The following is a 25,672-nucleotide window of genomic DNA, read 5'->3' as shown; positions in this document are numbered from 1 at the left end:
ACCGACACTGCTGCCGGATCGTGGACAGGCATCACCTCACCGCATGGAGCATGCCCTCATGACCGCTTCTCGCCAGGATGTCGCAACACTGGGTTCAGGCTGGAACAAGACCCTGCTGAACTACGCCAAGGCCATGCAGGCCATGGACAATCAGCCCCTGCAGGACCGCACCAGCTGGAAGTTCCTCGGCGCCATGCATGGCTTCGACCCGGACCTGTGGCGCCAGGAGCGTCTGATCCAGGCCGGTGCGCCGATTCCGTCGGACCTGACCAACAACACCTTCGGCGACCAGTGCCAGCACGGCAGCTGGTACTTCCTGTCCTGGCACCGCGCCTACCTGTTCGCCTTCGAAAGCATCGTGGCGGCCAAGGTCAAGGAGCTGACCGGCGACGACTGGGCCCTGCCCTACTGGAACTACCTCGACAGCAAGAACCCCAAGGCCCTGTACCTGCCCGATGCCTTCGTGGCCAAGACCCTGCCTGACGGCACGGCCAACCCGCTGTGTCGGTATCCGCGTCGCCCCGGCATCACCAAGCTGGAACCCAACGGTGGCTTCAGCCTGGTGGCGATGGAAGAAGACAACTTCCTCATCGGCAACGGCAAGCTCGGTTTCGGCGGCGGCATCACCGACGATTTCGTCCACTTCGACAACATGACCGGTGCGCTGGAAAGCAACCCGCACAACACGGTTCATCGCCTGGTCGGTGGCTACATGGGCGACCCCTACCTGGCAGGCCTGGACCCGATTTTCTGGCTGCACCATTGCAATATCGACCGGCTCTGGGAAGCCTGGATGAACACCCCCGGCAAGACCATGGTGCACGACCCGCGCTGGCTGGACGGCCCGTTCGACCGCCAGTTCATCGTGCCGACACCCGGTGACAATGCACCGGGCGTAACCTTTACCAGCAAGGACACGCTCAAAGGTGGCAAATACTATCGGCCCTACGATGACCTGGTCAGCGGCACGGGCGTCAAACCGGGAGCAAGCGCTGTGGCAAGGGTCAACATGGGTTCGCCCGAAAAACAGATTGTCCAACCCATTGGCGCCAATGCGGCAGTGGTCACGGTCGGCGCGGCTTCGGTGAACACCCGCATCGACCTGGAACCGACGGCAACGGCCAAGGGCGTGGCCAGCATGGGCGCGACAACAGCCGGCAGTGAGGTGACCAGGCTCTACCTGGCCCTGGAGCAGGTTCGCGGTTCGGCACCCTCGCCGCTGCTGGAGGTGTACCTCAACCTGCCCGCCGGCGCCGACCCTGCCGGACATCCCGAATGCCTGGCAGGCAGCCTGACGCTGTTCGGCCTCAATGCGGCTTCGAAAACCGATGGGCATCACAAGGGCAACGGCCTGGGCTACTCCCTGGACATCACCGACCTGGCCCAGCGGCTGGAGGCCGCCGGCGATTTCGACCCCGATCATTTGCGCGTCACGCTGGTCCCTGGCGAGCAGATATCGGACGCAGCGCCGATCACGGTGGAGCGCATCAGCGTTCTCAAACGCAGCGGTGTAGTGGTGCGCTGAAGGAGTGCCGGCATGCGGCCAGGGCGGGTGCTTCGCAGCTTCACCTACGCGCCGTGGCCCGTCCTGCTGGCCACGGCAGGGCTGGGCCTGGCGCTTTCCCTGTACCACGGGGCAAGCAGCGACGGGCCGGCCTTCTGCGTGGCGGTGAATGGCATTTCGGTTGTCGGCAGCTGGCCTGCGGTGCTGCAGGCGGAACTGGCCGTGAACCCGTTGCAGCGGATCCTTGCGGCCTGGTTCCTCATGCTGCTGGCGATGATGCCGCCGCTGCTGGCAATGCCGCTGATGCATGTCTGGCGCTCCAGCCTGCCGGCCCGGCAGGTACGTGCAGCCGCTGCCTTCGTGCTTGGCTATACCGCCGCCTGGATGCTGGCCGGCCCCGTGCTTTGGGCCATTTCGGTGCTCCTGCAGGTGACGGTGGGCGATGCAGCATTGCCCCTGACACTGCTGTTCGCACTGCTCTGGAGCGCCAGCCCGTGGCACCGCGCGGCGCTCAACCGCAGCCACCGAGCACGCCGGATCGGCCTGTTCGGTTGGGCTGCCGACCGCGATTGCCTGGGTTTCGGCCTCAGCCACGGCGGCTGGTGCATCGCCTCGTGCTGGGCCTGGATGAGCGTGCCGCTGGTGAGCGGGGCGTGGCACTTGCCGATGATGTTGATGGCAGGCCTGATCATGCTGGTCGAACGCCTCGCACCTATGGCTCCACCGCGCTGGCTTTGGCAGACGGCGGTATCCAGCGCATTGCTTCATACCTTCTTCAACCAACGCGACACGGAGCGTCCCCATGGGTAGGCGAGCATGCCTGGCAATTGGCGTCAGCACGGTAAACAGCGTCAGCGCGGACCAGGGGCCGGGCTTCGCCTACCTCGACGGCGCCATCTATGCAGCCCGCACGCTTGGGCAGTGGGCCCAGCGTGCAGGGTTCGGTGCTGACAATGTCCGGGTCGTCGACGACGGTGGCAGCCGTGGCAAGCTCAACCCGGTGACCCGCGAACGGGTGCAGCAGGCGGTGGACGAGTTGTTTCCTCCCCAGGCCGAGGCCGTCGACCAGTTGATCCTGAGCTTTTGCGGCCATGGCCTGACCGATGCGAACCTGAACTCCATTACCTGGCTGTTCAGCGACTCATTGCAGCAGAAGTATTGCGTCAAGGCCGATGCCTTCTACACCGAACTGCTGTTGCATGGCATCAAGCGCATCACCCTGATCAGCGATGCCTGCCGCGAAGCGCCGCAAACCCTGGAGCTGCTGCGGCTGGACGGGGTGCGGGGGATCGTGGTCCAGGGCACCCAGGTCGACAGCCCACGCTTCGATCGCCTGGCCTCCTGCCAGGACGGCAAGCTGGGCTACATGGTCAAGGACCCGTCTGCGGCGGCGCCGGGCAAATGCATCTTCTCGGGCGTCATCACCGATGCCCTCTGGGGCCTGGAGCCCAGCGCCATCGACAACGGGATGATCACCACCGCGACCCTTGGCAAGTGTGTGCGCGTGCGCACCAGCGAGCGTGCCAGCACGTATCACCTGAAGCTCAACCCGCAATGCCAGGTCGACCCCGAATCGGCAGTGCTCTACCAGGGCGCCACGCCGCTGCCGGACCCTGCCGGCCTGCAACCCTGGCCAGCGGGCAGCCAGGCGGCGGTGCTCGGCGCCCAGGTGATGGAAGGCTTCGCGCTCAAGCATGTCGACCTGCAGGTGGCAGACAACCTGCTGTTCGGCCTTGACGATGACGCGCCGGCTGACGAAGGCGTGCGAAGCCGCCTGGAGCGGATCAGTCAGCCTGTGACAGGCAACCTGATGGTCTGGGGCAAGCCGGCGAGGCTCTTCAGCGCGAGCTCGGTCGAACGCGCGGCAGGCGATTCCTTCTTCAGCGCATTCAACGTCGCCAGCGTTGGCGAGCCAGTGCTGGTGGCGCTGGCCGATGGCCAATTCACCCCCGTCGTCCCCTATCAGGGCTTGTATGCCGTCGTCGCTCCCGGTTCCACCGGTGAGGTTTTCCAAGTCTATGGCGCACAAGGCGTGCCCGAGCACTACCAGAACGCCCTGCAGGCCATCGATGACTTCGCCGCAGGCCGACTGCAAGCCGACCACCTGACTCGGCTGGCCGCCATCCTCAAGCATGCAAAGCATGCCGACCCGATGCTGGGCGTCATCTGCGCTTACCTCTACCGGGCGATCGCCGACTACGACAACATCCGGCGCATGGCCTGGTACTTCGCCGCCAATGACCAGCCGGTGCCCTTTGACGTCGCATTGCTTGGGGCAATGGCGGTCACCCGGGATGCCAGCGGCGCCCTTTGCTTGCAAATCCCCGCCGTGAATGCCGGTGAACCGACGCCTGCCATAGCCGCCCGTATCGGTGGCCGTTGCCCATGGCTGGGGCTTGGCTGGGACTATGTCAAGGACCCCAGGGCCGAGTGGGCCGTCCTTGTCGACGGCCTGGCCGACCATGCACCGCATGTTCGTCGCAGCGGCGCGACCGTGCTACCGGCAAAGGTTGCCCATCAACTGGCCAAGGACTGGCGGCTGCTGCCGAGCACGCCGTAGATCGCGGCGACCACCTGCTGCGTCGCCTCCTCGACCGTGCCCTCATTGCGGCACAGCACCCAGCCATGCTCGGCGACCGCACGCTCGAACGCTGCGGTACTGGCCGCCTGCTCTTCCAGCCTGTGGATCACCGTGCTGCCAAGCCCGCGCGTGCGCGCCGCCGCCCTCGCCCATGAAATCTCAGGCGCGGTGACCACCCCGACATGTACGTCGGGCACCTGCACCTGGCGTTCGATGTTCAACCGCAGGACCTCGGCAAACGGGACGCTGCGCCGAAACGCGGCATCCGATGGATACCAGCGGTCGATCAGGATGATGCTGTCCACAGGCTGGTTGGGCAGCACTTGCCGGGAAATCCACGCGCGGCTTTCCGCCAGCCGCTCGCAGACCTTCCACTCGAGCTGCGCCGAAGGGTTTCGCGCCAGGGCGTTGACCAAGGCCATGGTCTCGCCCCGGTTGGGGTCGCGCTTGCGTTCGCACAAGCGGACCACCTTCCTGCCGTCGGCCCGCAAGGCACGGGTGACGGCCTCCAGCAAGGTGGTCTTGCCGGTACCCTTGGGGCCATCGAATGCAACAAACAGAGGACGCTTCATTTTTCCCTGACGCTACTGACACTGGGCCGTGAGCATACCGCACTGGCCTGACGGCCGCCGTATTCACGCAAGGAGAACATCTGTACTCCCCGCGCAAATGCGCCTTTCCTCAGACGATGCTGTACTGTACGTCAGACATTTTTCCAGGCACGGGCCCCATGACCTTCGACCCCCGAGTAAACCTGACCAACTGCGATCGCGAACCGATCCAGATCCCAGGCAGCATCCAACCCCACGGCTGCCTGCTGGCCTGCGACGCGTCGGCGACCACCGTGCTGCGTCATTCGGCCAACCTGGCGGCGATGCTGGGTGTCAGCGGGGATATCAACGGTCAGAAACTGCACGCCGTGCTTGGCGACGAAGTGGCCCATACCCTGCGCAATTCACTGGCGCGCACCCGCGAGGCCGCCCGGCCCTCGCTGACCTTCGGCGTGCAGCTCGCCTGCGGCCAGGCCTTCGATATCTCCGCCCACGTCTACAAAGGCAGCGCGATCTTCGAGTTCGAACCCGCGGGCACCAGCATTGCCGAGCCTATCGAACTGGCGCGCACGCTGATCGCCCAACTGCGCGAGATCGACCAGACCGAGAAGCTGTTCCGCGACGCAGCCCGCTTCGTCCGCGCCGTGCTGGGGTACGACCGGGTGATGATCTACCAGCTCGGCGCGGACGGCGCCGGCAAGGTGGTGGCCGAGGCCAAGCGCGGTGACCTGGAAAGCTTCCTCGGCCAGTACTTCCCGGCTTCCGACATCCCCCAGCAGGCCCGCGCGCTGTACCTGCGCAACCCGATCCGGATCATCTCCGACGCCACGGTCAAGACCGTGCCCCTGGACCCGGTGCTGGACCCATCGGGCGAACCCCTGGACCTGTCCTACGCCCACCTGCGCAGCGTTTCGCCAATCCATTGCGAGTACCTGACCAACATGGGCGTGGGCGCGTCGATGTCGATCTCGGTGATCGTCAACGGCGAGCTGTGGGGCCTGATCGCCTGCCATCACTACGCACCGCGCACGCTGGCCATGGGGCAGCGCGTGGCGGCGGAGATGTTCGGCGAGTTCTTCTCGCTGCATATCGAGACCTTGCGCACCCGGCAGAACCTGGAAGCCGCCGTCAACGTGCACAAGGCGCTGGATTCGCTGCTGCGCGACGCCAACCATGCGCCCGACATCGAGCTGTTCTTCCATTCCCGCCTGGCCGAATTCCAGACGCTGATCCCCTGCGACGGTATCGGCATGTCGCTGCAAGGCCGCTGGACCTCGGCAGGCCTGACCCCGCCCAAGGCCGCCATGCCCGACCTGCTGCGCCTGGCGGAGGTGGTCAGCGAGGGCCGGACCTGGGCCTCCAACCGCCTGTCCATGGCGCACCCGCAGGCCCAGGCCTACTTCGCCGACGTCTCTGGCGTGCTGATCATCCCGATGTCGCAACAGCCACGGGATTACCTGATGCTGTTCCGCAAGGAAGTGCTCGAGACCCTGGACTGGGCCGGTGACCCGAACAAGACCTACGACAGCGGCGCGCTGGGCGACCGCCTGACCCCGCGCAAGAGCTTCGCCATCTGGAAGGAGACGGTGCATCAGCAATCGCTGCCCTGGAGCGAGCAGGACCGCCAGTTCGGCGAAGCCATCCGCACCGCCATCGTCGAAGTGGCGCTGCACAACAGCGAATTGCTGGCCAACGAACGCACCAAGGCCGAGGTGCGCCAGCGCATCCTCAACGAGGAACTGAATCACCGGGTGAAGAACATCCTTTCGCTGATCGGCGCGCTGGTCGCCCACCCCACCTCGGAAACCCAGACCCTCAAGGACTACGTGGCGACGCTCAAGGGCCGCATCCACGCGCTGTCCCTGGCCCACGACCAGGTGGTGCGTGGCGATGGCGGCGGGCGCCTGGCCGCGCTGCTCGAAGCCGAACTGTCGCCCTATCGAACTTCGGCCGAAGCCATCGAGCTGAGCGGGCCCAATGTGATTCTCGATGCCCGCGCCTATTCGGTGATGGCCCTGGTGCTGCACGAACTGGCGACCAATGCGGCCAAGTACGGCGCGCTGTCGCGGACCGGCGGCAAGCTGTGCGTGAGCTGGGCACTGGATGCCGGCAACGCCTGCGACATCGCCTGGCGCGAGAGCCACGGGCCGACGGTTCGCCCGCCGAGCCGCAGCGGCTTCGGCACGGTGCTGATCGACCGCAGCATCCCGTTCGACCTCGGCGGCACCAGCCATGTCGAGTACCTGCCCGAAGGGTTGCGGGGGTTGTTCAGGATCCCGGCCAAGCACCTGACGGTCGGCGCAGCCGCCGAAACCGCGCAGCCGAGCGCGCCCCACGCCCAGGCTCACGATGGCTTTGCCGCCAAGGCCGATACCTGTGTGCTGATTCTCGAAGACCAGTTGGTCATCGCTGTCGGCCTGGAACAGATGCTCAACGATGCGCAGATCCGCGATGTGATCACCGCCAGTTCCGAGGGCGAGGCGCTGCGGTTGCTGGGTAGCCGGGTGCCGGATGCGGCGATCCTGGATATCAACCTGGGGACCGGGACGTCGATCTCGGTGGCCGATGAGCTGGTACGGCGCGGCATACCGTTCCTGTTCGCCACGGGGTACGGCGACGGGGTGAGCATTCCGGAGCACCTGCAGCAGGTGCCGGTGATCCGCAAGCCTTACGACGCCAACGCCATTCTCGCCAGCTTGCAGAACCTGCTCTGAATGGCACCGGCTCTGCCGGTGTTCGCGGCGGTTCGGCGCCCCGATGAACCCGCTCCCACAGGCATATCGAACCTTTAAAAACTTCGCCGCACCTGTGGGAGCGGGTTTACCCGCGAACACCGGCAAAGCCGGTGCCATGCCGCGCGGAATCTACACGATCGATAAGGTGGCTCGAATCAGCGCAGCATCGCCAGCACGCTCTGCGCATCGCTGACCTCGAACTTGCCCGGGGCCTCGACCGCGAGGTGCTTCACCACTCCGTCCTCGACCACCATGGCATAGCGCAGCGAACGCCGCCCCAGGCCACGGGCCGACAGGTCCTGGATCAAGCCCAGCGCCTCGCTGAACGTGCCGTTGCCGTCGCCGATCATCTGCACCGCATCGCCCACCTGCAGGCTGTCGCCCCAGGCATTCATGACGAAGGCATCGTTTACCGACACGCACAGAATCTCGTCGACGCCAGCCGCGAACAGTGCCTCGGCCGCCGCCACGTAACCCGGCACGTGCTTCTCGGAACAGGTCGGCGTGAACGCCCCCGGCAAGCCGAAAATCACCACCTTCTTCTGCTTGCAGCGCTCGCGAACGGAAAAGGCACTGGGCCCGATCGCACAGGCACCCTCGACGGTGTTGTACTGGTACAGGGTCACGTCGGGCAACTGTTCGCCAATCTTGATCATTGCGGCCTCCAGGCGGGCAAAAAAGCCAGTGTAACGCCCTGTCAGGCCTTGGCAATCTCCGGCGCCAGCATCCACTCGGCGCTGTCGTTCCACACATCCATGCGCACGATCTTGCCCGCCTTCACCTCGAACCGGTCCAGGTAGCGGTTGCCGGAAAAGCTGCGCCCGTCCGGCCACTGGCCGTACAGCGTGCCGTTGGAATACACCACGGTGTGGTCCTCGCGCTCGCACCAGTCGAACGCGCCCAGTTGCTTCTTCACCCAGGTGTAGCGGGCGCCATTGAAGGCTGTGATATCGGTCGGCGTGGGCATTGCCCGGCCGCCGGTGAAGGTGATGCGCACGTCGGCGCTCATGTAGGTGGCGGCGCGTACCGGGTCGGGGGCCATGGAGGCGGCAAGGAAGTCGCGGACAATCTGTACGGCGGTCGTGCTGTCAGTCATGGGTAGTCTCCAAGGGTGTCCAGAACGGGGCGCGTGCCCCGTGCGATGCCGCAATCCAGTGCACGGAAAGGCACGCGGGATAGCGGCGGGAGCCCCAAACCACGGGGGTGTCCGGAGTATTTTCCAAATGGCACCTGTTTTGCTAGCACATTCTTACAAATTGCTAGCAATCAGGAGTTCGCACCATGTTCAGCCGTTCCCTGCTGCGTCGTTGGCTGCCTTGCGCCGCCCTTTCCCTGGCCTGCCTCAGCGGCTTGGCCCAGGCTGCCGAGCCGATCAAGGTCGGCCTGGTCGCCGCGTTGTCCGGGCAGTCCGCCAAGTCCGGCGAGGCCCTGACCCGCGGCCTGACCCTGGCCATCGACGAAATCAATGCCCAGGGCGGCCTGCTCGGGCGCCCGGTCGAACTGCTGCGCCGCGACGACGAGAGCAACCCGGCCAAGGGCATGCTCGCAGCCCGCGAGCTGATCCAGCGGGAAAAGGTCAGTGTGCTGTTCGGCGGCCTCGACACCCCGGTGTCACTGGCCATCGTGCCGCTGGCCAACCAGATGAAGACACCGTTCATGGGCATCTGGGCCGCCGGCACCAAGATCACCGAGAACGGTGCCACGGACAACTACGTGTTCCGTGTCTCGGCGGTCGACGAGCAGGTCGATGAAGCGCTGGTCGCCTATGGCCTGCGCCAGGGCATGAAGCAGCCGGGGCTGATCCTTGCCAACAACCCCTGGGGCGAGTCGAACCTGGCCGGGCTCAACGCGGCCATGGCCCGCCGCGACCTGCCCAAGCCACCGGCCGAGCGCTTCGAGGACAGCGACCTGGACATGGTCCCGCAGCTCACCCGGTTGAAGAACGCCGGCGTCGATACCCTGCTGCTGGTGGGCAACGTCGGCCCGTCGGCGCAAGTGGTCAAGTCCCTCGACCAGATGGGCTGGAAGGTCCCGGTGGTGTCGCACTGGGGCCCGGCCGGCGGGCGTTTCGGCGAACTGGCCGGGCCCGACGCCGGGCGCGTGCACTTCATCCAGACCTTTGTCTTCAGCGCCCACAACAGCCCCCGTGGCGAAGCCCTGCTGACCGCCCTCAAGCAGCGCTACCCGCAGATCAAGACCCTGGCCGACGTCACCCCCGCCGTGGGCATCGCCAATGCCTACGACGCCATGCACCTGGTGGGCCTGGCCATCGACAAGGCCCAGGACACCAGCGGCCCGAAAGTGCGCGACGGTTTCTACGCCATCAGCGACTACCCCGGCCTGATCAAGCACTACCAGCAGCCCTTCAGCGCCGACCGGCACGACGCCCTGGGCCCGCAAGACTACGTGTTCAGCCGTTTCGACGGCGACACCATCGTGCCCGTGGCACCCTGAGCGGAGACCTTCGAGATGATCACCACCGCACTGCTCAGCGGCCTGGGCCTGGGCAGCATGTACGCGCTGCTGGCCCTGGGCTTTCACCTCACCTACGCCGTGTCGCGCACGGTCAACTTCGCCCAGGGCAGCGCCATGATGGTCGGCGCCGTGCTCGGCTACAGCCTCAGCGTCACCTGGGGCTGGCCATTGTGGCTGGCCCTGCCGGCAACCCTGGTGCTGTGCGCGGTGCTGGGGCTGGCGATCGAACGCTTCCTGGTCCGGCCCTTCCATGCCCGCGGGTCGGACGCCTGGCTGATGGCGACCGTGGCCGGCGGATTGCTGCTGGACAACCTGGCGATGTTCACCTTCGGCAAGGAGCCACGGCAGTTCGGCAGCGCCCTGGCCAACCTGCGACTGGCGTTCGGCGACAGCAGCCTCAACGCCGTGCAACTGGCCATCCCGCTGGCCGGCGCCGGCGTGGCGGCGGCGCTGTTCTGGGTACGCCGACGCACGTCGCTGGGCCTGCGCCTGGAAGCCTGCGTGCAGAACCCGCGGGCGGCGCGGCTGATGGGTATCGAAGTGAACCGCGTGGTGGCGGCGGCCTTTGCCTTGTCGACGGTATTCGCAGCGATCGCCGGCCTGCTGATCGCACCGCTGTACAGCGTGCATGCCGACATGGGCACGCTGTTCGGCCTGAAGGCCTTCGCAGTGGCCATTCTCGGCGGCATCGCCAGTGCCGGCGGGGTCTTCGCGGCCGGGCTGCTGTTCGGCCTGGTCGAGGCGCTGGTGACCTTGTATTTCGGTTCGGCGTTCACCCAGTTGTTGTGCTTCGCACTGGTGATCGTCGCGCTGGCGTTGCGTCCTGACGGCCTGTTCGGCCGCAAACTCTGGGTGAAGGTATGACCATGCGCGCGCTTCTCGCTCCCCTTGGCCTGGGCCTGCTCGGCATTGCCGGCGTGGCCCTGGCGCTGACCCTGGACAGCTACTGGCTGTTGATCCTGACCCTGTACGCCCTGGCCGTGACCGTGGGCGTGGGCCTGAACATCCTGATCGGCTTGTCGGGGCAGATGTCGTTCGGGCACATCGCCTTCTACGCCATCGGCGCCTACCTCTCGGCCCTGCTGACCCTGGACGGGCTGCCACTGAGCGCCGCCCTGCCGTTGGCCAGCCTCGGCTGCGCACTGCTCGGCGCGCTGCTGGCGATCCCGGCGTTGCGGGTCAGCGGGCCGTACCTGGCAATGATCACCATCGCCTTCGCCCTGGTGGTGCACAACGGCCTGATCGAATGGCGCAGCGTCACCGGCGGCGCCAACGGCCTGATGGGCATCCCGCTGCCGGCGCTGGGCAGCCTGGACCCGACCTTGCTGCTGGCCCTGGGCGCGCTGCTGCTGATGCTCGCGGCGCTGCTGTTCTACTGGAGCCTGCAGCGCAGTGGCTGGGGCCTGGCGATGCGGGCGGTGAAAGCCTCGGAGATCGCCGCGCGCTCGCTGGGGGTCAACCCGGTGCAGACCCGCACCCTCGCCTTCGCCCTGTCCGCCGGCCTGGCGGGCGCGGCCGGCGCGCTGGTGGCGCCGTTGCTGATGTTCATCAACCCGGCAGCATTCCCGTTCTCGCAGTCGATCCTGTTCGTGCTGGCAGTGATCGTCGGCGGTGCCGGCACGCTGTTCGGGCCGGTGCTCGGGGCGCTGGTGATCGTGGTGCTGCCGGAGTTGCTGGCGGACTTTGCCGAGTACCGCCTGCTGGCGTTCTCGGTGATGCTGCTGGCGGTGCTGTGGGCGGCGCCGCGGGGCGTGCTGGGCAGCCTCGCCCGGCGCTTCTGGCGGCCCGTGCACGCGCCGGTCATCGGCCAGGCCGATACGGCGCTGCTCCAGGGCTTTTTCGCCCAGGGTGCTCAGCATGGCCTGAACGTGCAAGGTGTCGGCATCCGCTTCGGCGGCGTGCAGGCGGCGCAGAACGTCAGCCTGCAAGCGCTGCCGGGCAGCATCACCAGCCTGATCGGCCCCAACGGTGCGGGCAAATCCACGGTACTCAACCTGATCAGCGGCTTCTACCGTACCGACAGCGGCTCCATCGACCTGGGCGGCGAACTGGCTGGCCAGCCCGCCTGGCGCATCGCCCGCGCCGGCATCGCCCGCACCTACCAGACCACCCAGCTGTTCGGTGAGCTGAGCGTGCTGGAAAACCTGCTGGTGGCTTTCCCCCAGGGCCGCATCGAGCGCCCCTGGGCACGCCAGCACGCCAGCCGCAAAGCCCTGGCCATCGCATTGCTGGCCCTGGTCGGCTACCACGGCAACCTGCACGTGGCCGCCGATGACCTGCCCCATGTCGATCGGCGTCTGGTGGAAATCGCCCGCGCCCTGGCCACCCGCCCCCAGGTGCTGCTGCTCGACGAGCCCGCCGCCGGCCTCGGCCGCCAGGACACCGACCGCCTGGCCACGCTGCTGCAGCGCCTGGCCAGCTTCAACCTGGCGATCATCCTGGTGGAGCACGACATGCCCCTGGTGATGGCAGTGTCCCAGCGCCTGCTGGTGCTCGACGCCGGCAAACCGATTGCCTGGGGCACGCCCGAGCAGGTGCGCAGCAACCCACGGGTGATCGCTGCCTACCTGGGCGGCACCGCCTACCAGGCACAACCGCGCGCCCAGGCCTGGGCCGGTTCGCGCGATGCCGTGCTGCATGTGCGTGACCTGACCCTCGACTACGGCGCCGCGCCGGTGGTCGAAGGCGTCGACCTGGTGGTCAACCCCGGCGAGCTGATCGCCATTCTCGGCGCCAATGGCGCTGGCAAGTCGAGCATCCTCCAGGCCCTGGCCGGCCTGCACCGGCCCCAGCGCGGCAGCATCGTGCTCGACGACCGCAGCATCGAAAACCTCGATGCCAGCCAGGTCGCCCGCCTGGGCCTGGCCCTGGTGCCCGAGGGCCGGCAGCTGTTCGGCCAATTGAGCGTGCGCGAGAACCTGCTGCTCGGCGCTGGCGTGCGCCAGGGCGCAGTGGACGCCGAACGCGAGATCGAGGCAATCCTCAGCCGCTTCCCGCGCCTGCGCGACCGCATCGACAGCCCCGCCGGGCTGCTCTCGGGCGGCGAGCAGCAGATGGTCGCCATCGGCCGCGGGTTGATGGCCAAGCCGCGCATCCTGCTGCTCGACGAGCCGTCCCTGGGCCTGTCGCCGGCGATGATCGGCGAACTGTACGACGCCCTCGCCGCCCTGCGCGACGAAGGCGTGACCCTGCTGCTGGTGGACCAGATGGCCAACCTGGCGCTGCAAGTGGCCGACCGCGCCTACGTGCTGGAGACCGGGCGCATCGTCAAGCACGGCAGCGCCGAAGCCCTGCGCGGCGACCCGCAACTCGAAGCCGCCTACCTGGGCGCAGGAGCCGCCGCATGAACGACCTGGAACTGATCAACCTACGGCTCGGCGACGACCCGGCCCCGACCCGCCTGCTGATCGAAGCTGGCCGCTTCGTCCAGCGCCTGCGCCGCCCGGCACCGTTGCTGGACCTGGGCGGGCGCCTGGTGCTGCCGGGCCTGGTCGAGACCCATATCCACCTGGACAAGGCCTGCATCCTGTCGCGCTGCCAACTGCACGAAGGCACCCTGGCCGAAGCCATCGCCCAGACCCGCCAGGCCAAGGCCGGCTTCACCGAAGCCGACGTCTACGCCCGTGGCGCGGCGGTGCTGGAGCAGGCGATCACCCAGGGCACCACGCACATGCGCACCCATGTGGAAATCGACCCGGGCATCGGCCTGACCGGCCTGCGCGCGGTACGCCGGCTGCAGGCCGACTACGCCTGGGCCGTGACCCTGGAGATCTGCGTGTTCCCCCAGGAGGGCATGCTCGACAACCCCGGCACCGAAACCTTGCTGTGCCAGGCCCTGGAGCAAGGCGCCGAGGTGCTCGGCGGCTGCCCCTACACCGACCGCGACCCACACGCGCAGATCCGCCGACTGTTCGAGCTGGCAGTGGCCTACGACCGCGACCTCGACCTGCACCTGGACTTCGACCTGCAAGTGGCCGGCATGACCCTTGGCGAGGTGATCCGCTGCACCCACCAGCATGGCTGGCACGGCCGCGTCACCGTCGGCCATGTCACCAAGCTTTCGGCGCTGCCCCGGCCCGAGCTGATGGCCATGGGCCGGGCCCTGGCCGAGGCTGGCGTGCAGGTGACCTGTTTGCCCTCCACCGACCTGTTCCTCACCGGCCGCGAGCGCTTCCACGACAAGCCTCGGGGGGTGGCGCCGCTGGCGCAACTGCAGCAGTGCGGGGTGACCTGCTCGTTGTCGAGCAACAATATCGGCAACCCGTTCACGCCCTACGGCGATGCCTCGCTGGTGCGCCAGGCCAACCTGTACGCCAACGTCGCCCAGCTCGGCACGCCGGAGGAACTGCTGCTGTGCCTGGGCTGGATCTCGCGGGCTTCGGCGCGCCTGCTGCGCCTGCGCGACTATGGCCTGGAGCCTGGCTGCCGGGCCGACTTCGTGGTGTTCGACGTGCCGACGCCAGCCGACGTGGTCGGGCGCATCGCCGCGCCGCTGATGGGCTTCAAGGGTGGCCGGCAGACCTTCCTGCGGCCGGCCGCGCAACTGCTCAGCCCCGCACTCAGAGCCCAGCCAGTGCCTGCCCCAGGTTGACCTCCGGCGCCGGGGCTTGCTCGAGGGCCAATTGGCCCTCGAGTTCGTCCAGGTGCTCGATCATCTCGCGCACCGCGGTTTCGCCATCGCCCACCCGCAGCGCCTCGATCACTGCCTGGTGCTCGTCCGAGGCGCAGGGCGGGCTGTCGCCGCGCTGGTAGAGGGCGACGATCAGCGAGCTGCGCACCATCAGGTTGCCGAGGATGTCGGCCAGCACACGGTTGCCGCACACCTCGCCCAGCAGCAGGTGGAACTCGCTCAGCAAGCGCACGATGGCGCGGCGGTCGGTGCTGGCGGTGGCCTCGCGCTCGTCGCGCATGTGCTGGTCGAGACGCGCCTGGTGGGCGGCGATGTGCGCCGGGGTGATGGCCTCGACGATCGCCCGCTCCACCGCCCGGCGTGCGGCGAAGATCTCGCGGGCCTCGCGGGCGCTGGGCTGGGCCACGGTGGCGCCACGGTTGGGCTGGATGTCGACGATGCGCTGCATGGCCAGGCGCTGCAGCGCCGCCTGCACGTGGTTGCGGTTGGCCTGCAGGGTCTCGACGATCTGCGCCTCGACCAGCCGCGCACCCGGGCGCAGCCGGTGCTGGGCAATGGCCTTGGCGAGCATGTCGGCGATACGTTGGACTTCCTGTTGCTTGCTGCTGACCGCTTTGCCTGTCATCGAAACCTCGAACCCCTCGAACGCGTTGGGCCGGCATTATCCGCCCGGCCCCGGCCCGTTTCAATCGGCCTGGCCGAGGGCACTGCCCTGGCTGCGCGGGTCGTAAGCCGCAGTGCGCCGGCCGTGGGCATCGATGGCGATGACCCCGGCCAGGCCCATCAGTGGGCTCAGGGCCGGGGTGGTTTCGATGGCATGCCCGCGCTCGGCCAGCCCGCGCAGCACCGGCGCGCCGATATCGGCCTCCAGCTTGAGGTTGTCGGTGCTGTCGAAGAAGCTGCGCCCGAGCAGAAAGCGCGGTGTGCGCAACGCTGCCTGCGGCGGCTGCTGGTAGTCGATCAGCTGGGTGGCGAGGACCATCTGCGTCTGCGGCTGGCCATCGCCGCCCTGGGTGCCGAAGAACCAGCGCCGACCGTCGTCGGCCAGGTAGGCCGAAGGGTTGAGGGTGTGCGCCGGGCGCTTGCCGGGGGCCCAGGCGTTGACATGGCCGGGCTGCGGGTTGAAGCCGGCAGCGCGGTTGTGCCAGAGGATGCCGGTGTCGCCGAGCAGGCAGCCGGAACCGAAGTCGTGGAACAGGCTCTGGATCAGGCAGGCGCTGCGCCCTTCACGGTCGGTGGCGGCCATCCACACCGTGTCGGCGGGCTGGCCGGGCTCGGCCCAGGGCGCGGCCTGCTGCGGGTCGAGTGGCGCGGCAGGCCGGGCCAGGCTGTCGGCGAAGTCCCAGCCGCTGGCGTGCGGGTCGTGGAGTTGCCGGTTGCGTTGCAGCAGGCCCTGCTTGATGGCTTCGACCAGCAGGTGGTAGTAGCGCGGGGCGCCATTCTCGCCCAGGTCCATGGCATCCAGTGCGGCCATGGCGCGCAAGGTGTAGAGGCCCTGGGTCGGCGGTGCGACGTTGTACAGCCAGCCGTTGCGATAGCGCACCGAAATCGGCGCAGCCAGGTACGCATGGGTGGCGCGCAGGTCGTCTCGGGTCAGGCCGCAGCCCAGGGTGTCGAAGGCCTGGCCCAGGGCTTCGGCCAGTTCGCCGTGATAGAAATCCTCTGGCCCGCGCCGGGCCAGTTGCTCCAGGGTGTTGGCCAAGGCCGGCTGGCGCAGCCGGTTGCCCGGCTGGCGGCAGAGCATCTGCAGGCCGGGCATGCTATCGATCAGTGCGGCCCGCTGGCCCTGCCAGAATCGTTGCGAAGCCGACACCTCCACGCCCTCGCGGGCCAACCCTGCCGCACCGTTGAGCAGGTCCGCCCAGCCCATGCGCGAACCCCAGCCTTCGCTGAGCGCCTTGGCCTGCTCCCAGCTGGCCATGGCCCCGGCGGTGGTGGCCAGCGAACCCGGCCCGCGCAGGCTGATGGCACCACCGTCCGGCAGCCGCGAACCCGCCTGGCCGATCCCGATGATGGTGCGTATCCGGTCGTCATGGAGCAACCATAGTGCATCGCCCCCCAGCCCGGTCATGTGCGGGTAGACTGCCGCCAGCACCGCGCTGGCCGCGAGCATGGCATCGATGGCGGTGCCGCCGCCGTCCAGCACGTCCAGGCCCGCCGCACTGGCCAGGGGATGTGGGGTGCACAGCACGCCGCCGCGGGAATGGGCGACCAGGGATTCGTTCATTGCTAGCTCCTTCTGGTGGATTGCTAGCAATCAGCAAGGTTCATGCCTCCGTCGCTTGACGACCGCCTTGCTCCCCCCAAAGGGTGATTCCGACCCCGCCCGGAGTATGGGAGCATTCGACTCGCCCCACCTCCCGGCCACACCCCTGATCCAACTCCCTTGCCAGTAGCGAGCTTGCTCGCCTGCTGCGGCTTCCTGCATCCCATTCCAGGAGTTAGCAATGCATACAACAACAACTACAGCCCAACCCCAGCATCCTGAGTCGCCGAGCACCGACCGTTTCAGAAAATCCATGGGCATGACCGCCCTGGTGCTGTTCGGCCTGGCCTACATGGTCCCGCTGGCCGTGTTCACCACCTACGGGCTGGTCACCCAGATGACCAAGGGGCACCTGCCCACCGCCTACCTCCTCACCCTCGCCGCCATGCTGCTCACCGCCTACAGCTACGGGCGCATGGTCCAGGCCCATCCTTACTCCGGTTCTGTCTACACCTACACGCGCAAGGCCTTCGGCAGCCACTTCGGCTTCATGGCCGGTTGGACGCTGCTGCTCGACTACATCTTCCTGCCGCTGCTCAGCTACCTGCTGATCGGCATCTACATGTCAGAATACTTCCCGGCCATCCATGCCTGGGTGTGGGTGGCGGGCTCGATTGCCCTGGTGACCTTTCTCAACCTGATCGGTATCGAGTCGGTGACCCGGGTCAACTGGGTATTGGTGGTGGCGCAGCTGGTGTTCATCGTGGTCTTCGTGGCGCTGTCGCTGCGCAACCTGGGTGAGCAGAGCACGCCGGTCTCGGTGTGGGCGCCGTTCCACCACGAAGGCTTCAGCGTGCCGCTGATCATGACCGGGGCAGCGGTGCTGTGCCTGTCGTTCCTGGGCTTCGACGCGGTGTCGACCATGGCCGAGGAAACCCGCGACCCGACCAGGCGCATCCCCCAGGCGATCATGGCCGTGTCGCTGATCGGCGGCCTGCTGTTCCTGGTGGTGTCCTATTTCGCGCAGAGCGTGTTCCCCGACTGGGGCAGCTTCGCCGACCCGGATTCGGCCTCGGTGGACGTGATGCGCCGGGTGGGCGGCGAATACCTGGTGACCGCCTTCACCGCCACCTATGTCGCAGGCTGCTTCGCTTCCGCCATGGTGTCCCAGGCCAGCGTGTCGCGGGTGCTGTTCGCCATGGGCCGTGACGGTGCGCTGCCGCGGGTGTTCGGCCAGCTGGTGACGAAAAAACGTGTGCCGGCGACGGCGATCATGCTGGTCAGCCTGCTGTCGCTGGTGGCGCTGTTCATCACCCTCGACACCGTGGCCAACATGATCAGCTTCGGCGCGCTGTTCGCGTTTTCGGCGGTGAACCTGGCGGTGGTCAAGCACTACCTGGTGGACCAGCAGTTGCGAGGGATGCGCAATTGCCTGCTGTATGGCGCCATTCCGGCCTTGGGCTTCCTCAGCACGATCTGGTTGTGGACCAGCCTGTCGCAGATGTCCTTCACCATTGGCTTGTGCTGGATGGCCGCGGGGTTCGTTTGCCTGCTGGGGCTGACCCGGGCGTTTCGGGTGAAGTTGCCGGAGTTGCAGATGGCCGAGTGAAGCGCCGTGGTCTTTTACAGAAAGCTGACCAGTTAGTCAGCCTAAAATGCCCGATCTAGAGCAGTTATTTCACTTTTTACCGAGGAATAATTGCGCTACCCTCGCCGCGCCAGAATAACAGCAAGGATTGGGCATGAAGATCGAAATCGCACGTAACGAGCAGGATGCAGGTTGCAAGGTCATCATCGACGGGCACCCGGTGTCGTTCAGCAGCCTGAAAGACGCCGAAGCCTACGTGGCGCGCCTGACCGAACGCCTGCAGGCCGCGCCCCAGGCCTTTGCGCCCGCGGACGTCGAATCGGTCTGAGCCGCCCTCCCGCCCCAACGCGGGATTCTTGAATGGTATGATCCCGCGTTAAACGTTTCAGTATGTTTCAAGGGAACCCAATGTCTGTTCAGGAATTACCGCCACTCGCCGTTGCCAAGGGCGATGTCGGCAAGATGGAGGCTGCCATGGCGCTGGGCAGCTTCGCCATCGGCACCGGCGAGTTCGCCATCATGGGCCTCATGCCCGACATCGCCAGCAACCTGCAGTTGAGCGAGCCGCAAGTCGGCCATGCCATCAGCGCCTACGCGCTGGGCGTGGTGGTCGGCGCGCCGACCCTGGCGATTCTCGGTGCCAGGCTGCTGCGCAAGCACATGCTGCTGTTGTTGATGGCGCTGTACGCCATCGGCAACCTGGCCACCGCCCTGGCCCCGTCGTTTACCAGCATGGTCGCCTTCCGCTTCATCAGCGGCCTGCCCCATGGCGCCTACTTCGGCATCGCTGCCGTGGTGGCCTCGAGCATGGTGCCCAGCAACCAGCGCGCCGGGGCCGTGGCCCGGGTGATGATGGGCCTGACCCTGGCGATGCTGCTGGGCAACCCGGTGGCGACCTTCCTCGGCCAGTGGTTCGGCTGGCGTTCGGCGTTCATCCTGGTCGGTGCCATCGCCCTGTGCACCATCGCCCTGGTGTGGCGCTATGTACCGCAACGCGCCGACGAGGCCCGCAGCGACCCGCGCAAGGAACTGCAAGCCTTCACCCTGCCCCAGGTGTGGATGGCGCTGGGCATCGCCGCGATCGGTTTTGCCGGGATGTTCTGCGTGTTCAGCTACCTGGCCCCGACCATGCTCCAGGTGACCCAGGTGTCGGCGCAGTGGATCCCGTTCGGCCTGGCCGCTTTCGGCGCCGGCGGCATCATCGGCAACATCGTCGGCGGCAAGCTGTTCGACCGCCTGCAGTTCCGTGCGGTGGGTATCGTGCTGGTGTGGTCGATGGCGGTGCTGCTGTTCTTCACCTTCGCCGCCCATGCACTGTGGTCGGTGCTGCTGGGCATCGGCCTGGTCGGCACCATGATCGCCCTGGCCGCGCCGTTGCAGATCCGCCTGATGGACATCGCCCACGAGGCCCCGAGCCTGGCGGCGGCCTCCAACCATGCCGCGTTCAACCTGGCCAACGCCCTGGGGCCGTGGTTCGGCGGCATGGCCATCAGCGCCGGGCTGGGCTGGACCAGCACCGGCTACATCGGTGCCGCAACGGCGTTGGGTGGCTTGCTGATCTACCTGATGGCTCGGCGCATGAAAGGCGGCCATTGATTGCCGCAAAACCTTGGAAGCCCTGCTTGAGCAGGGCTTTTTTATGCGCGCTGTCAGGCTCCGGCAACTATTTCCTGGCCCTCGCGACGACTGGTATCTGGCTGTAATGCAGGTTAACTAGACTGCACCTCGCAGGTGAAGCAACTCCCTCAGGAACTGCCTGCGGGCCGCCGCTAGGATGGGTGGCCTCCTCATAACAAGACAAGGATAGTGCCATGAACCGTACCGACTGTGATTCGGCCATCGCCTGTATCGAAAATGTCTTCATCGAACAAGTCCAGAAGGGGCGCATCGCCGCCGGCCAGTGCCCGGCCCGGCGCCCGGTGTTCCTGCGCCTGCACGGCGTGGCCCACGCCACCCTCGAGGTCTTGCCAACCCCGGCTGGCATCGCGCCGCTCGGGTTGTTCGCCAGGCCCGCGCATTACCCGGCCTGGGTGCGCTTTTCCAGTGACATCCCCGATGGCAAGCCCGACCTGAACAGCACCGTGGGCATTTCCTTCAAACTGTTCGACGTGGCCGGCGAGAAAAGCCTGGAACCGGATTGCCACGCACCGACCCTGGACTTCCTGCTGCAGAACTTCCCGGTGTTCTTCGTCGACGACGCGGCCAACTTCTGCAGCTTCCTGCAGGACGATGCCGCGTATATCAAGCAGCACCCGCTGACCGGCCAGTTGCTCGAGGAGATGCAGAAGCAGGTGCCCACCGCCCTGGGCGAAAAGGCCTGGAGCGTGATCCCGTTCAAGTTCGGCGACACCTGGTGCAAGTACATCCTCGAGCCGGAGCAGGCCCCAGCGCCGGGCAACCCCGACTACAGCGACCCCAACTACCTGGCCAAGGACCTGCAGCAACGCCTGGCCGCCAAGGCTTACCGCTTCCGCCTGCTGCTGCAGCGCCGCGTCGGCAACGAAGACATGCCGCTGGACCGCGCCACCGTGCGCTGGGACGAGTCGCTGTCGGTGCCGCTGCACGTCGCCACGCTGACGATCCCAGCCCAGGACATCAGCGTGCACACCCAGGCCGACTACGGCGAAGCCCTGGCCTTCAACCCGGCCCGCACCCTCAAGGGATTCGAGGCGGTGGGCAGCATTGCCGAGGCGCGCCGGCACATCTACCAGGTTTCCGCCGACCTGCGCCGCAACGTCAACGGCCAGACCCTGGGCGAACCCCAGGTTCCGCGCCCCGACGTCTTGCCGGTAGCCCCGAAAAACCCTCAAACCCGCTGAAGTTTCGCAAGGAGCGCCCCCATGTCCAGCAATCAGCCCGCGGCCGACCTGAGCCGCATCGTGCGTGCCGCCATCCACCCAGCCATCGGCATCGCCCGCCTGGGCAACAGCCCGCACGGCCTGTTCATCGGCCCGGAAACCACCGGCCCCACGGCCATCGACGCCCAGTCCATGCGTGATGCCAGCGGCGCGATCAAGCGTCAGGCCGCACGCTTTCGGGTCTACGGCTACGACACCGACGGCAAGGTGGTGGCCGAACTCAACGCCGAAAATGCCGCGCTCGAATGGAACGTGCACCTGGCCAACCGCAAGGCCGAGTGGTACAGCTTCGTGCTCGCCCTGGACGTGCCGGCGGCCCGTGACCTGCAAGTGCCGCTGCGCAACCCCGGGGTGATCGGCGCCCAGCGCCAGCGCCTGGCCATCGACCCTGGCGCACGCAGCATCGGTGGTTTCGAGCAGCAAGGCGAACAATACCGCTTCGACTCGGGCCAGTTCCTCGGTGAAGCGGTTTCCCTGGGCGAACTGCGCACCGACGAGGCCGGGCGCCTGCTGGTGCTGGGCGGCTTCGGTCGCTCCAATTCGCCGGAAGGCAAACCGATCTTCGACAAGTACAACCCCTCGACCTTCGCCAACGCCCCCGGCTGGCATGACGACACCTCCGACGGCCCGGTGACCGCCAAGGTACGCCTGGGCGAGCGCGACATCCCGGTCGAGGGCGCCTGGGTGGTGTGCGCGCAGCCCAACTACGCACCCAACACCCTCAGCTGGCGGACCATGCACGACCTGCTGTTCGACACCTACGTGCAATATGGCTGGCTCGAGGCGCCGGCCCAGGTGTCCTTCACCCAGCATGTGCTCCCCGTGCTGCAGCGCATGAGCGGCCTGCAATGGGTCAACAAGGGTTTTGCCGCGATGTTCGGCAGCGGTGGGCCTTTCGATTTCAACGACCTGACCTTCCTCGGCAAGCTGGCGACGGCGCCGCAGGCGGGCAACGATGTCTACGGGCAACTGCGGCGTACCGTGTACAACGCCTTTCGCAGCAGTGACAACCCGGTCTACGAACAGCGTACCTGGCCGTGGATCTACGGCGACACCTTTGGCGAGGACACGACCTCGCCCAGCGACATGCTCAGCCCGTCGAGCGTGCGCAGCCGCCTGATGAACCAATGGATGAACGGCACCTTCATCGACGACTGGGACCGCAAGCTGCCGCGCCACCTGCCCCTGGGCAAGGTGGCCCTGGCCGAGCAACCGGCCATGCTCGACAAGGCGGCGCTCGACCACTGCGTTGCCGACGCCTTCCACCCCGGCATCGAAATGAGCTGGCCAATGCGCCACCTGTCGCTGTACAGCGCCCCCTGGCGTATCCGCCATGCCGAAGCCGGCACGTCCGAACCTGACTACGGGCCGACGCTGTCCCAGGCCGTGGTGCTGTCGGCCGAAGGCCCGCTCAACGCCCAGCGGCCGGGCGGCATCAGCCGCTGGATGGCCTTGCCGTGGCAGGTCGATGCGGCGGGCTGCCGCTCGGGCTACGACCATCAGTACGATCCTTACCTGCCGACCTTCTGGCCGGCACGGGTGCCCAACCAGGTGCTGACCGAGGAGGACTACCAGATCGCCATCGACCCCGCACAGCCCCGCGAGGCACGCCTGGCCGCCTTCCATCGCCGTGAACACTGGGACCGCAACCTCAGCGGCAGCGAGTTCGCCGACAAGGCCCAGAGCATGGCCGACCATTACGGTGACATCGGCATCGTCGGCGACCGCCCGGGCGTCAGCGGCGACCCCGACCTGCCCAGCGTGATGCAGGTGGAAACCCGCAACGCGGCGCTGACTCGCCCGCAGCAACTGCGCGCGACGGCAGTGTCCAGCGGCGATCCGGCACTCGACCGTTCGTTGCGCGAAGCCGGCTGGGAAAGCCTGGAGCATTACCGCCAGGCCATGAGCAGGTTCCGCCATTGAGGTTCGATGCCCTGGTGATCGGCGCCGGCACTGCCGGCGCCGTCACCGCGCGACAGCTGCACCGTGCTGGCCTGTGCACCCTGCTGGTGGGCCGGCCGGCGACCGGGTTCAAGCCTGGCGAAAGCCTGCCGGGCGCGGCCCGGCCGCTGCTGCGCGACCTCGACCTGTTGACCGCGCTGGAACACAGCGCGCCCTTGCCCCACCTGGGCAACCTGGCCAGCTGGGACAGCGATGACCTGATCCCCACGGATTTCATCCAGGACCCCAACGGCCCCGGCTGGCACCTGGACCGCCCACGCTTCGACGCCTGCCTGCTGGAGGCGGCGCGCAACACCGGCGTGCCGCTGGTCGCCACCGAGGTCAAGCAGGTCGAGCGTGATGCCGAAGGTTGGCGGGTCGGCACCGATGCGGGCGAGTTCACTGCCCGTTTCCTGGTCGACGCCAGTGGCCGCCACGGCGTGCTGCGCCGGCGCCTGGGGCTGGCGCGGGTCTGCGACACGCCATTGGTGGCCGTGTACGCCAGCGGCCCCGACACCCAGGCAGATCGCCGCACCGTGCTGGAGGCCACCGCCGAAGGCTGGTGGTACAGCGCCCCGCTGCCCGGCGGTCGACGTGTCGCCGTACTGCACACCGACAGCGCCCACGCGTCACAACTGGTCCACGCCCAGCGCCTGTGGCATCAGGGCCTGGCCGCGACCCGGCACCTGCACCGCCTGTGCGACAGCGCCAGCGGCTGGACCCCATTGAGCGCCACCGGCGCTGGCGGTACCGCGTTGCGCACCCCGCAAGGCCAGGGCTGGCTGGCGGTCGGCGACGCGGCGCTGGCCTTCGACCCGCTGTCGTCGCAAGGCATCTTCAACGCGCTGTATACCGCCCTGCGTGGCGCGCAGGCGGTGGTGGCGCAGTGCAGTGGCGACACGGCAAGCGCCGGCGCCTACAGCGCGCAGCTGCAGCAGGTTCGCCAGCAGTATCTGTTGCGGGTCAGGCACTACTACCAGAGCCAGCCACGCTGGCCGCAGGCACCGTTCTGGCGCCTGCGCCGCGACCTGCCTTCGGGCCGCTAGCTACGGGCCCCAAGGCATTTTTCACATTTCCCTCACTTGCCCACGACAGGGCCCGTGGCATTATTGCAACGCGCATTCATTACTTTAATAAATTCAAATACTTCCTAACTTTTGTTTCATTCAAATCGGCTATTTCGTTAATTGCCTTTGCCTTCCCAAGCCGTCGACAATCGCCCCCGCTCCTCGCTGAACGCCACTCCCTGCGCGCCCTTGGCACGAGCCTAGAAAACTACCCAGCCCGTGCCTTCGTCTCGAAGCCAAGCAATAAACTTTTCAGAGGAAGTTTATGAACGCGCCAGCCCCACACATCAACTTCGATCTTCACGAACATATTCTGCTGACCGGCGCCACCGGTTTTCTCGGGGGCTCGGTAACGGCCCAGCTGATCGACAATGGCCGCAGTGCCAACCTGTGCTTCCTGGTCCGCGCCGACAGCCCTGGGCAAGGCCTCGAACGCCTGCGGGACAACCTGCGTCAACACGGTGTCAGCGAACAGGACTGCCAGGCCCTGCGTGCCGAGCAGATCCTCTGCGGCGACTTCCTCGATACCGCCTGGCTGGCCGACGCCACCGCGCGCCTGATGCAGATCGACCGGGTAATCAATTGCGCCGCGGTGGCCTCGTTCTCGAAGAACCCGAACATCTGGCCGGTCAATGTCGAAGGCACCTACGCCTTTGCCGAGGTGATGAGCCGCTCCACCCGCCTCAAGCGCTTCCTGCATGTCGGCACCGCGATGTGCTGCGGCCCGCAGCGGCAGTCGCCGATCAGCGAATCGTGGGACTTCCCGGCCGCCGAACAGCAACTGGTCGACTACACCGCCTCCAAGGCCGAGATCGAGCGGCGCATGAGCGAACAGTTGCCCCAGCTGCCGCTGGTGGTGGCGCGCCCGTCCATCGTCGTCGGCCACCGCACCCTCGGCTGCCAGGCCTCGGCCAGCATCTTCTGGGTGTTCCGCATGGGCTTCGCCCTGGAGAGCTTCACCTGCGAGCTCGACGAGCAGATCGACGTGATCCCGGTCGACTACTGCGCCGAGGCGCTGATCGGCCTGACCCTCAAGCCGAGCCTGGAGCACGACCTCTACCATATCTCCGCCGGCCATCAGGCCGCCTGCACCTTCGCCGAGATCGACCAGGCCTTTGCCGAGGCCAATGGCGCGGCGCCGGTGGGCGAACGCTACCGCAAGGTCGATGTCGACGACCTCAAGAGCCTGGCCCAGGACTTCGAAGCACGCATCGGCCCGGCCAACCCCCGCCTGGTGCTGCGCGCCCTGCGCCTGTACAGCGGCTTCGCCGACCTCAACTACCTGTTCGACAACAGCCGCCTGATCGAGGAAGGCATCGCCATGCCGCCGCGCTTCACCGATTACCTGGATGTGTGCGTGAAGTCCTCGACCGGGGTGAGTATCGCTACCCAGATGCAGTGGGATTTCAAGTAACCGCTCATTCCTGCCAACAAGCCTCTCCCTGTGGGAGCGGGTTTACCCGCGGTACAAACCGGAGACATCGTTTACATTCCAAACCGGGGACATGGTTTACAGGCTAATACGCATGATCAGGA

Annotated in this window: 20 protein-coding genes; 15 read left to right on the top strand and 5 right to left on the bottom strand. The window is 67.0% G+C overall.

The genetic code is table 11. The features are described 5' to 3' along the window. The first annotated feature begins 58 nt into the window (after positions 1–58). Genes ACIP21_RS19870 through ACIP21_RS19860 form a run of 3 tightly spaced genes read left to right on the top strand, consistent with a single transcriptional unit; the run spans position 59 to position 4,064 of the window. The gene (locus tag ACIP21_RS19870) at positions 59–1,525 is read left to right on the top strand and encodes a tyrosinase family protein (RefSeq protein WP_400690973.1); all 1,467 of its coding nucleotides are present in this window, start codon (positions 59–61) and stop codon (positions 1,523–1,525) included. A gap of 12 nt (positions 1,526–1,537) precedes the next feature. Further along, on the top strand, positions 1,538–2,314 hold the full coding sequence (locus tag ACIP21_RS19865) for a DUF2182 domain-containing protein (protein ID WP_400690970.1): 777 nt from the start codon (positions 1,538–1,540) through the stop codon (positions 2,312–2,314). Further along, complete coding sequence (locus ACIP21_RS19860; RefSeq protein WP_400690968.1) at positions 2,307–4,064, top strand: hypothetical protein; 1,758 nt, start codon at positions 2,307–2,309, stop codon at positions 4,062–4,064. The genes ACIP21_RS19865 and ACIP21_RS19860 overlap by 8 nt, the downstream gene beginning before the upstream one ends. On the opposite strand, the gene ACIP21_RS19855 is transcribed toward ACIP21_RS19860, so the two are convergent. Beyond that, on the bottom strand, positions 4,022–4,657 hold the full coding sequence (locus ACIP21_RS19855; RefSeq protein WP_400690965.1) for a dTMP kinase: 636 nt from the start codon (positions 4,655–4,657) through the stop codon (positions 4,022–4,024). The two genes, ACIP21_RS19860 and ACIP21_RS19855, sit on opposite strands and share 43 nt — an antisense overlap. 158 nt (positions 4,658–4,815) lie before the next feature. Between ACIP21_RS19855 and ACIP21_RS19850 the strand changes: the two genes are divergently transcribed. Then, entirely contained in the window at positions 4,816–7,350 is a 2,535-nt protein-coding gene (locus tag ACIP21_RS19850; RefSeq protein ID WP_400690963.1) for an HWE histidine kinase domain-containing protein, read from the top strand. A gap of 176 nt (positions 7,351–7,526) precedes the next feature. Here ACIP21_RS19850 and ACIP21_RS19845 read toward each other — a convergent pair whose 3' ends face one another. Both ACIP21_RS19845 and ACIP21_RS19840 read right to left on the bottom strand, forming a co-directional pair. Then, positions 7,527–8,027, bottom strand: a complete 501-nt coding sequence (locus ACIP21_RS19845) for a peroxiredoxin (protein ID WP_400690960.1) — start codon at positions 8,025–8,027, stop codon at positions 7,527–7,529. A 41-nt stretch (positions 8,028–8,068) separates the two neighbouring features. Continuing rightward, positions 8,069–8,467, bottom strand: a complete 399-nt coding sequence (locus ACIP21_RS19840) for a nuclear transport factor 2 family protein (protein WP_400690958.1) — start codon at positions 8,465–8,467, stop codon at positions 8,069–8,071. Between the two features lie 185 nt (positions 8,468–8,652). Between ACIP21_RS19840 and ACIP21_RS19835 the strand changes: the two genes are divergently transcribed. The 4 genes from ACIP21_RS19835 to ACIP21_RS19820 are packed head-to-tail and all read left to right on the top strand — an operon-like array spanning position 8,653 to position 14,437. Next, the gene (locus ACIP21_RS19835; protein ID WP_400690955.1) at positions 8,653–9,825 is read left to right on the top strand and encodes an ABC transporter substrate-binding protein; all 1,173 of its coding nucleotides are present in this window, start codon (positions 8,653–8,655) and stop codon (positions 9,823–9,825) included. 15 nt (positions 9,826–9,840) lie between these two features. Continuing rightward, the gene (locus ACIP21_RS19830; protein WP_400690952.1) at positions 9,841–10,710 is read left to right on the top strand and encodes a branched-chain amino acid ABC transporter permease; all 870 of its coding nucleotides are present in this window, start codon (positions 9,841–9,843) and stop codon (positions 10,708–10,710) included. A gap of 2 nt (positions 10,711–10,712) precedes the next feature. Beyond that, positions 10,713–13,193 carry an ATP-binding cassette domain-containing protein gene (locus ACIP21_RS19825; protein WP_400690949.1) on the top strand — a complete coding sequence of 827 codons (2,481 nt, stop codon included), beginning with the start codon at positions 10,713–10,715 and terminating at the stop codon, positions 13,191–13,193. Further along, the gene (locus tag ACIP21_RS19820; protein WP_400690947.1) at positions 13,190–14,437 is read left to right on the top strand and encodes an amidohydrolase family protein; all 1,248 of its coding nucleotides are present in this window, start codon (positions 13,190–13,192) and stop codon (positions 14,435–14,437) included. Before ACIP21_RS19825 ends, ACIP21_RS19820 begins: the two co-directional genes overlap by 4 nt. On the opposite strand, the gene ACIP21_RS19815 is transcribed toward ACIP21_RS19820, so the two are convergent. Beyond that, on the bottom strand, positions 14,406–15,101 hold the full coding sequence (locus ACIP21_RS19815) for a GntR family transcriptional regulator (protein WP_400690945.1): 696 nt from the start codon (positions 15,099–15,101) through the stop codon (positions 14,406–14,408). The genes ACIP21_RS19820 and ACIP21_RS19815 overlap by 32 nt on opposite strands. 60 nt (positions 15,102–15,161) lie before the next feature. After that, the gene (locus tag ACIP21_RS19810; protein ID WP_400690943.1) at positions 15,162–16,703 is read right to left on the bottom strand and encodes a gamma-glutamyltransferase family protein; all 1,542 of its coding nucleotides are present in this window, start codon (positions 16,701–16,703) and stop codon (positions 15,162–15,164) included. Between the two features lie 220 nt (positions 16,704–16,923). Between ACIP21_RS19810 and ACIP21_RS19805 the strand changes: the two genes are divergently transcribed. From ACIP21_RS19805 to cprA, 7 genes are all read left to right on the top strand, one after another. After that, positions 16,924–18,291: an APC family permease gene (locus ACIP21_RS19805; RefSeq protein WP_400690941.1), complete on the top strand. Its 1,368-nt coding sequence runs from the start codon at positions 16,924–16,926 to the stop codon at positions 18,289–18,291. Positions 18,292–18,424: 133 nt separating this feature from the next. Beyond that, positions 18,425–18,598, top strand: a complete 174-nt coding sequence (locus tag ACIP21_RS19800) for a hypothetical protein (RefSeq protein WP_400690939.1) — start codon at positions 18,425–18,427, stop codon at positions 18,596–18,598. An 80-nt stretch (positions 18,599–18,678) separates the two neighbouring features. Then, a complete protein-coding gene (locus ACIP21_RS19795; protein ID WP_400690937.1) occupies positions 18,679–19,866 on the top strand; it encodes an MFS transporter in 1,188 nt (395 codons plus the stop codon). A 215-nt stretch (positions 19,867–20,081) separates the two neighbouring features. Continuing rightward, positions 20,082–21,089, top strand: coding sequence for a hypothetical protein (locus ACIP21_RS19790; protein WP_400690935.1), 1,008 nt, complete (start codon positions 20,082–20,084; stop codon positions 21,087–21,089). Between the two features lie 21 nt (positions 21,090–21,110). Continuing rightward, complete coding sequence (locus ACIP21_RS19785) at positions 21,111–23,051, top strand: LodA/GoxA family CTQ-dependent oxidase (RefSeq protein WP_400690933.1); 1,941 nt, start codon at positions 21,111–21,113, stop codon at positions 23,049–23,051. Continuing rightward, positions 23,048–24,115, top strand: coding sequence for a tryptophan 7-halogenase (locus ACIP21_RS19780; protein ID WP_400690931.1), 1,068 nt, complete (start codon positions 23,048–23,050; stop codon positions 24,113–24,115). Before ACIP21_RS19785 ends, ACIP21_RS19780 begins: the two co-directional genes overlap by 4 nt. A gap of 286 nt (positions 24,116–24,401) precedes the next feature. Continuing rightward, complete coding sequence (gene cprA, locus ACIP21_RS19775) at positions 24,402–25,550, top strand: cationic peptide resistance protein CprA (protein WP_400690929.1); 1,149 nt, start codon at positions 24,402–24,404, stop codon at positions 25,548–25,550. Positions 25,551–25,672: the final 122 nt, after the last annotated feature.

Origin of the sequence: Pseudomonas sp. NPDC089401, assembly GCF_044749485.1 — a bacterium.
Taxonomy (GTDB): Bacteria; Pseudomonadota; Gammaproteobacteria; order Pseudomonadales; family Pseudomonadaceae; genus Aquipseudomonas.
The sequence above is the reverse complement of the archived record's forward strand: the minus strand, read 5'-3'. Positions and strand labels throughout refer to the sequence as shown.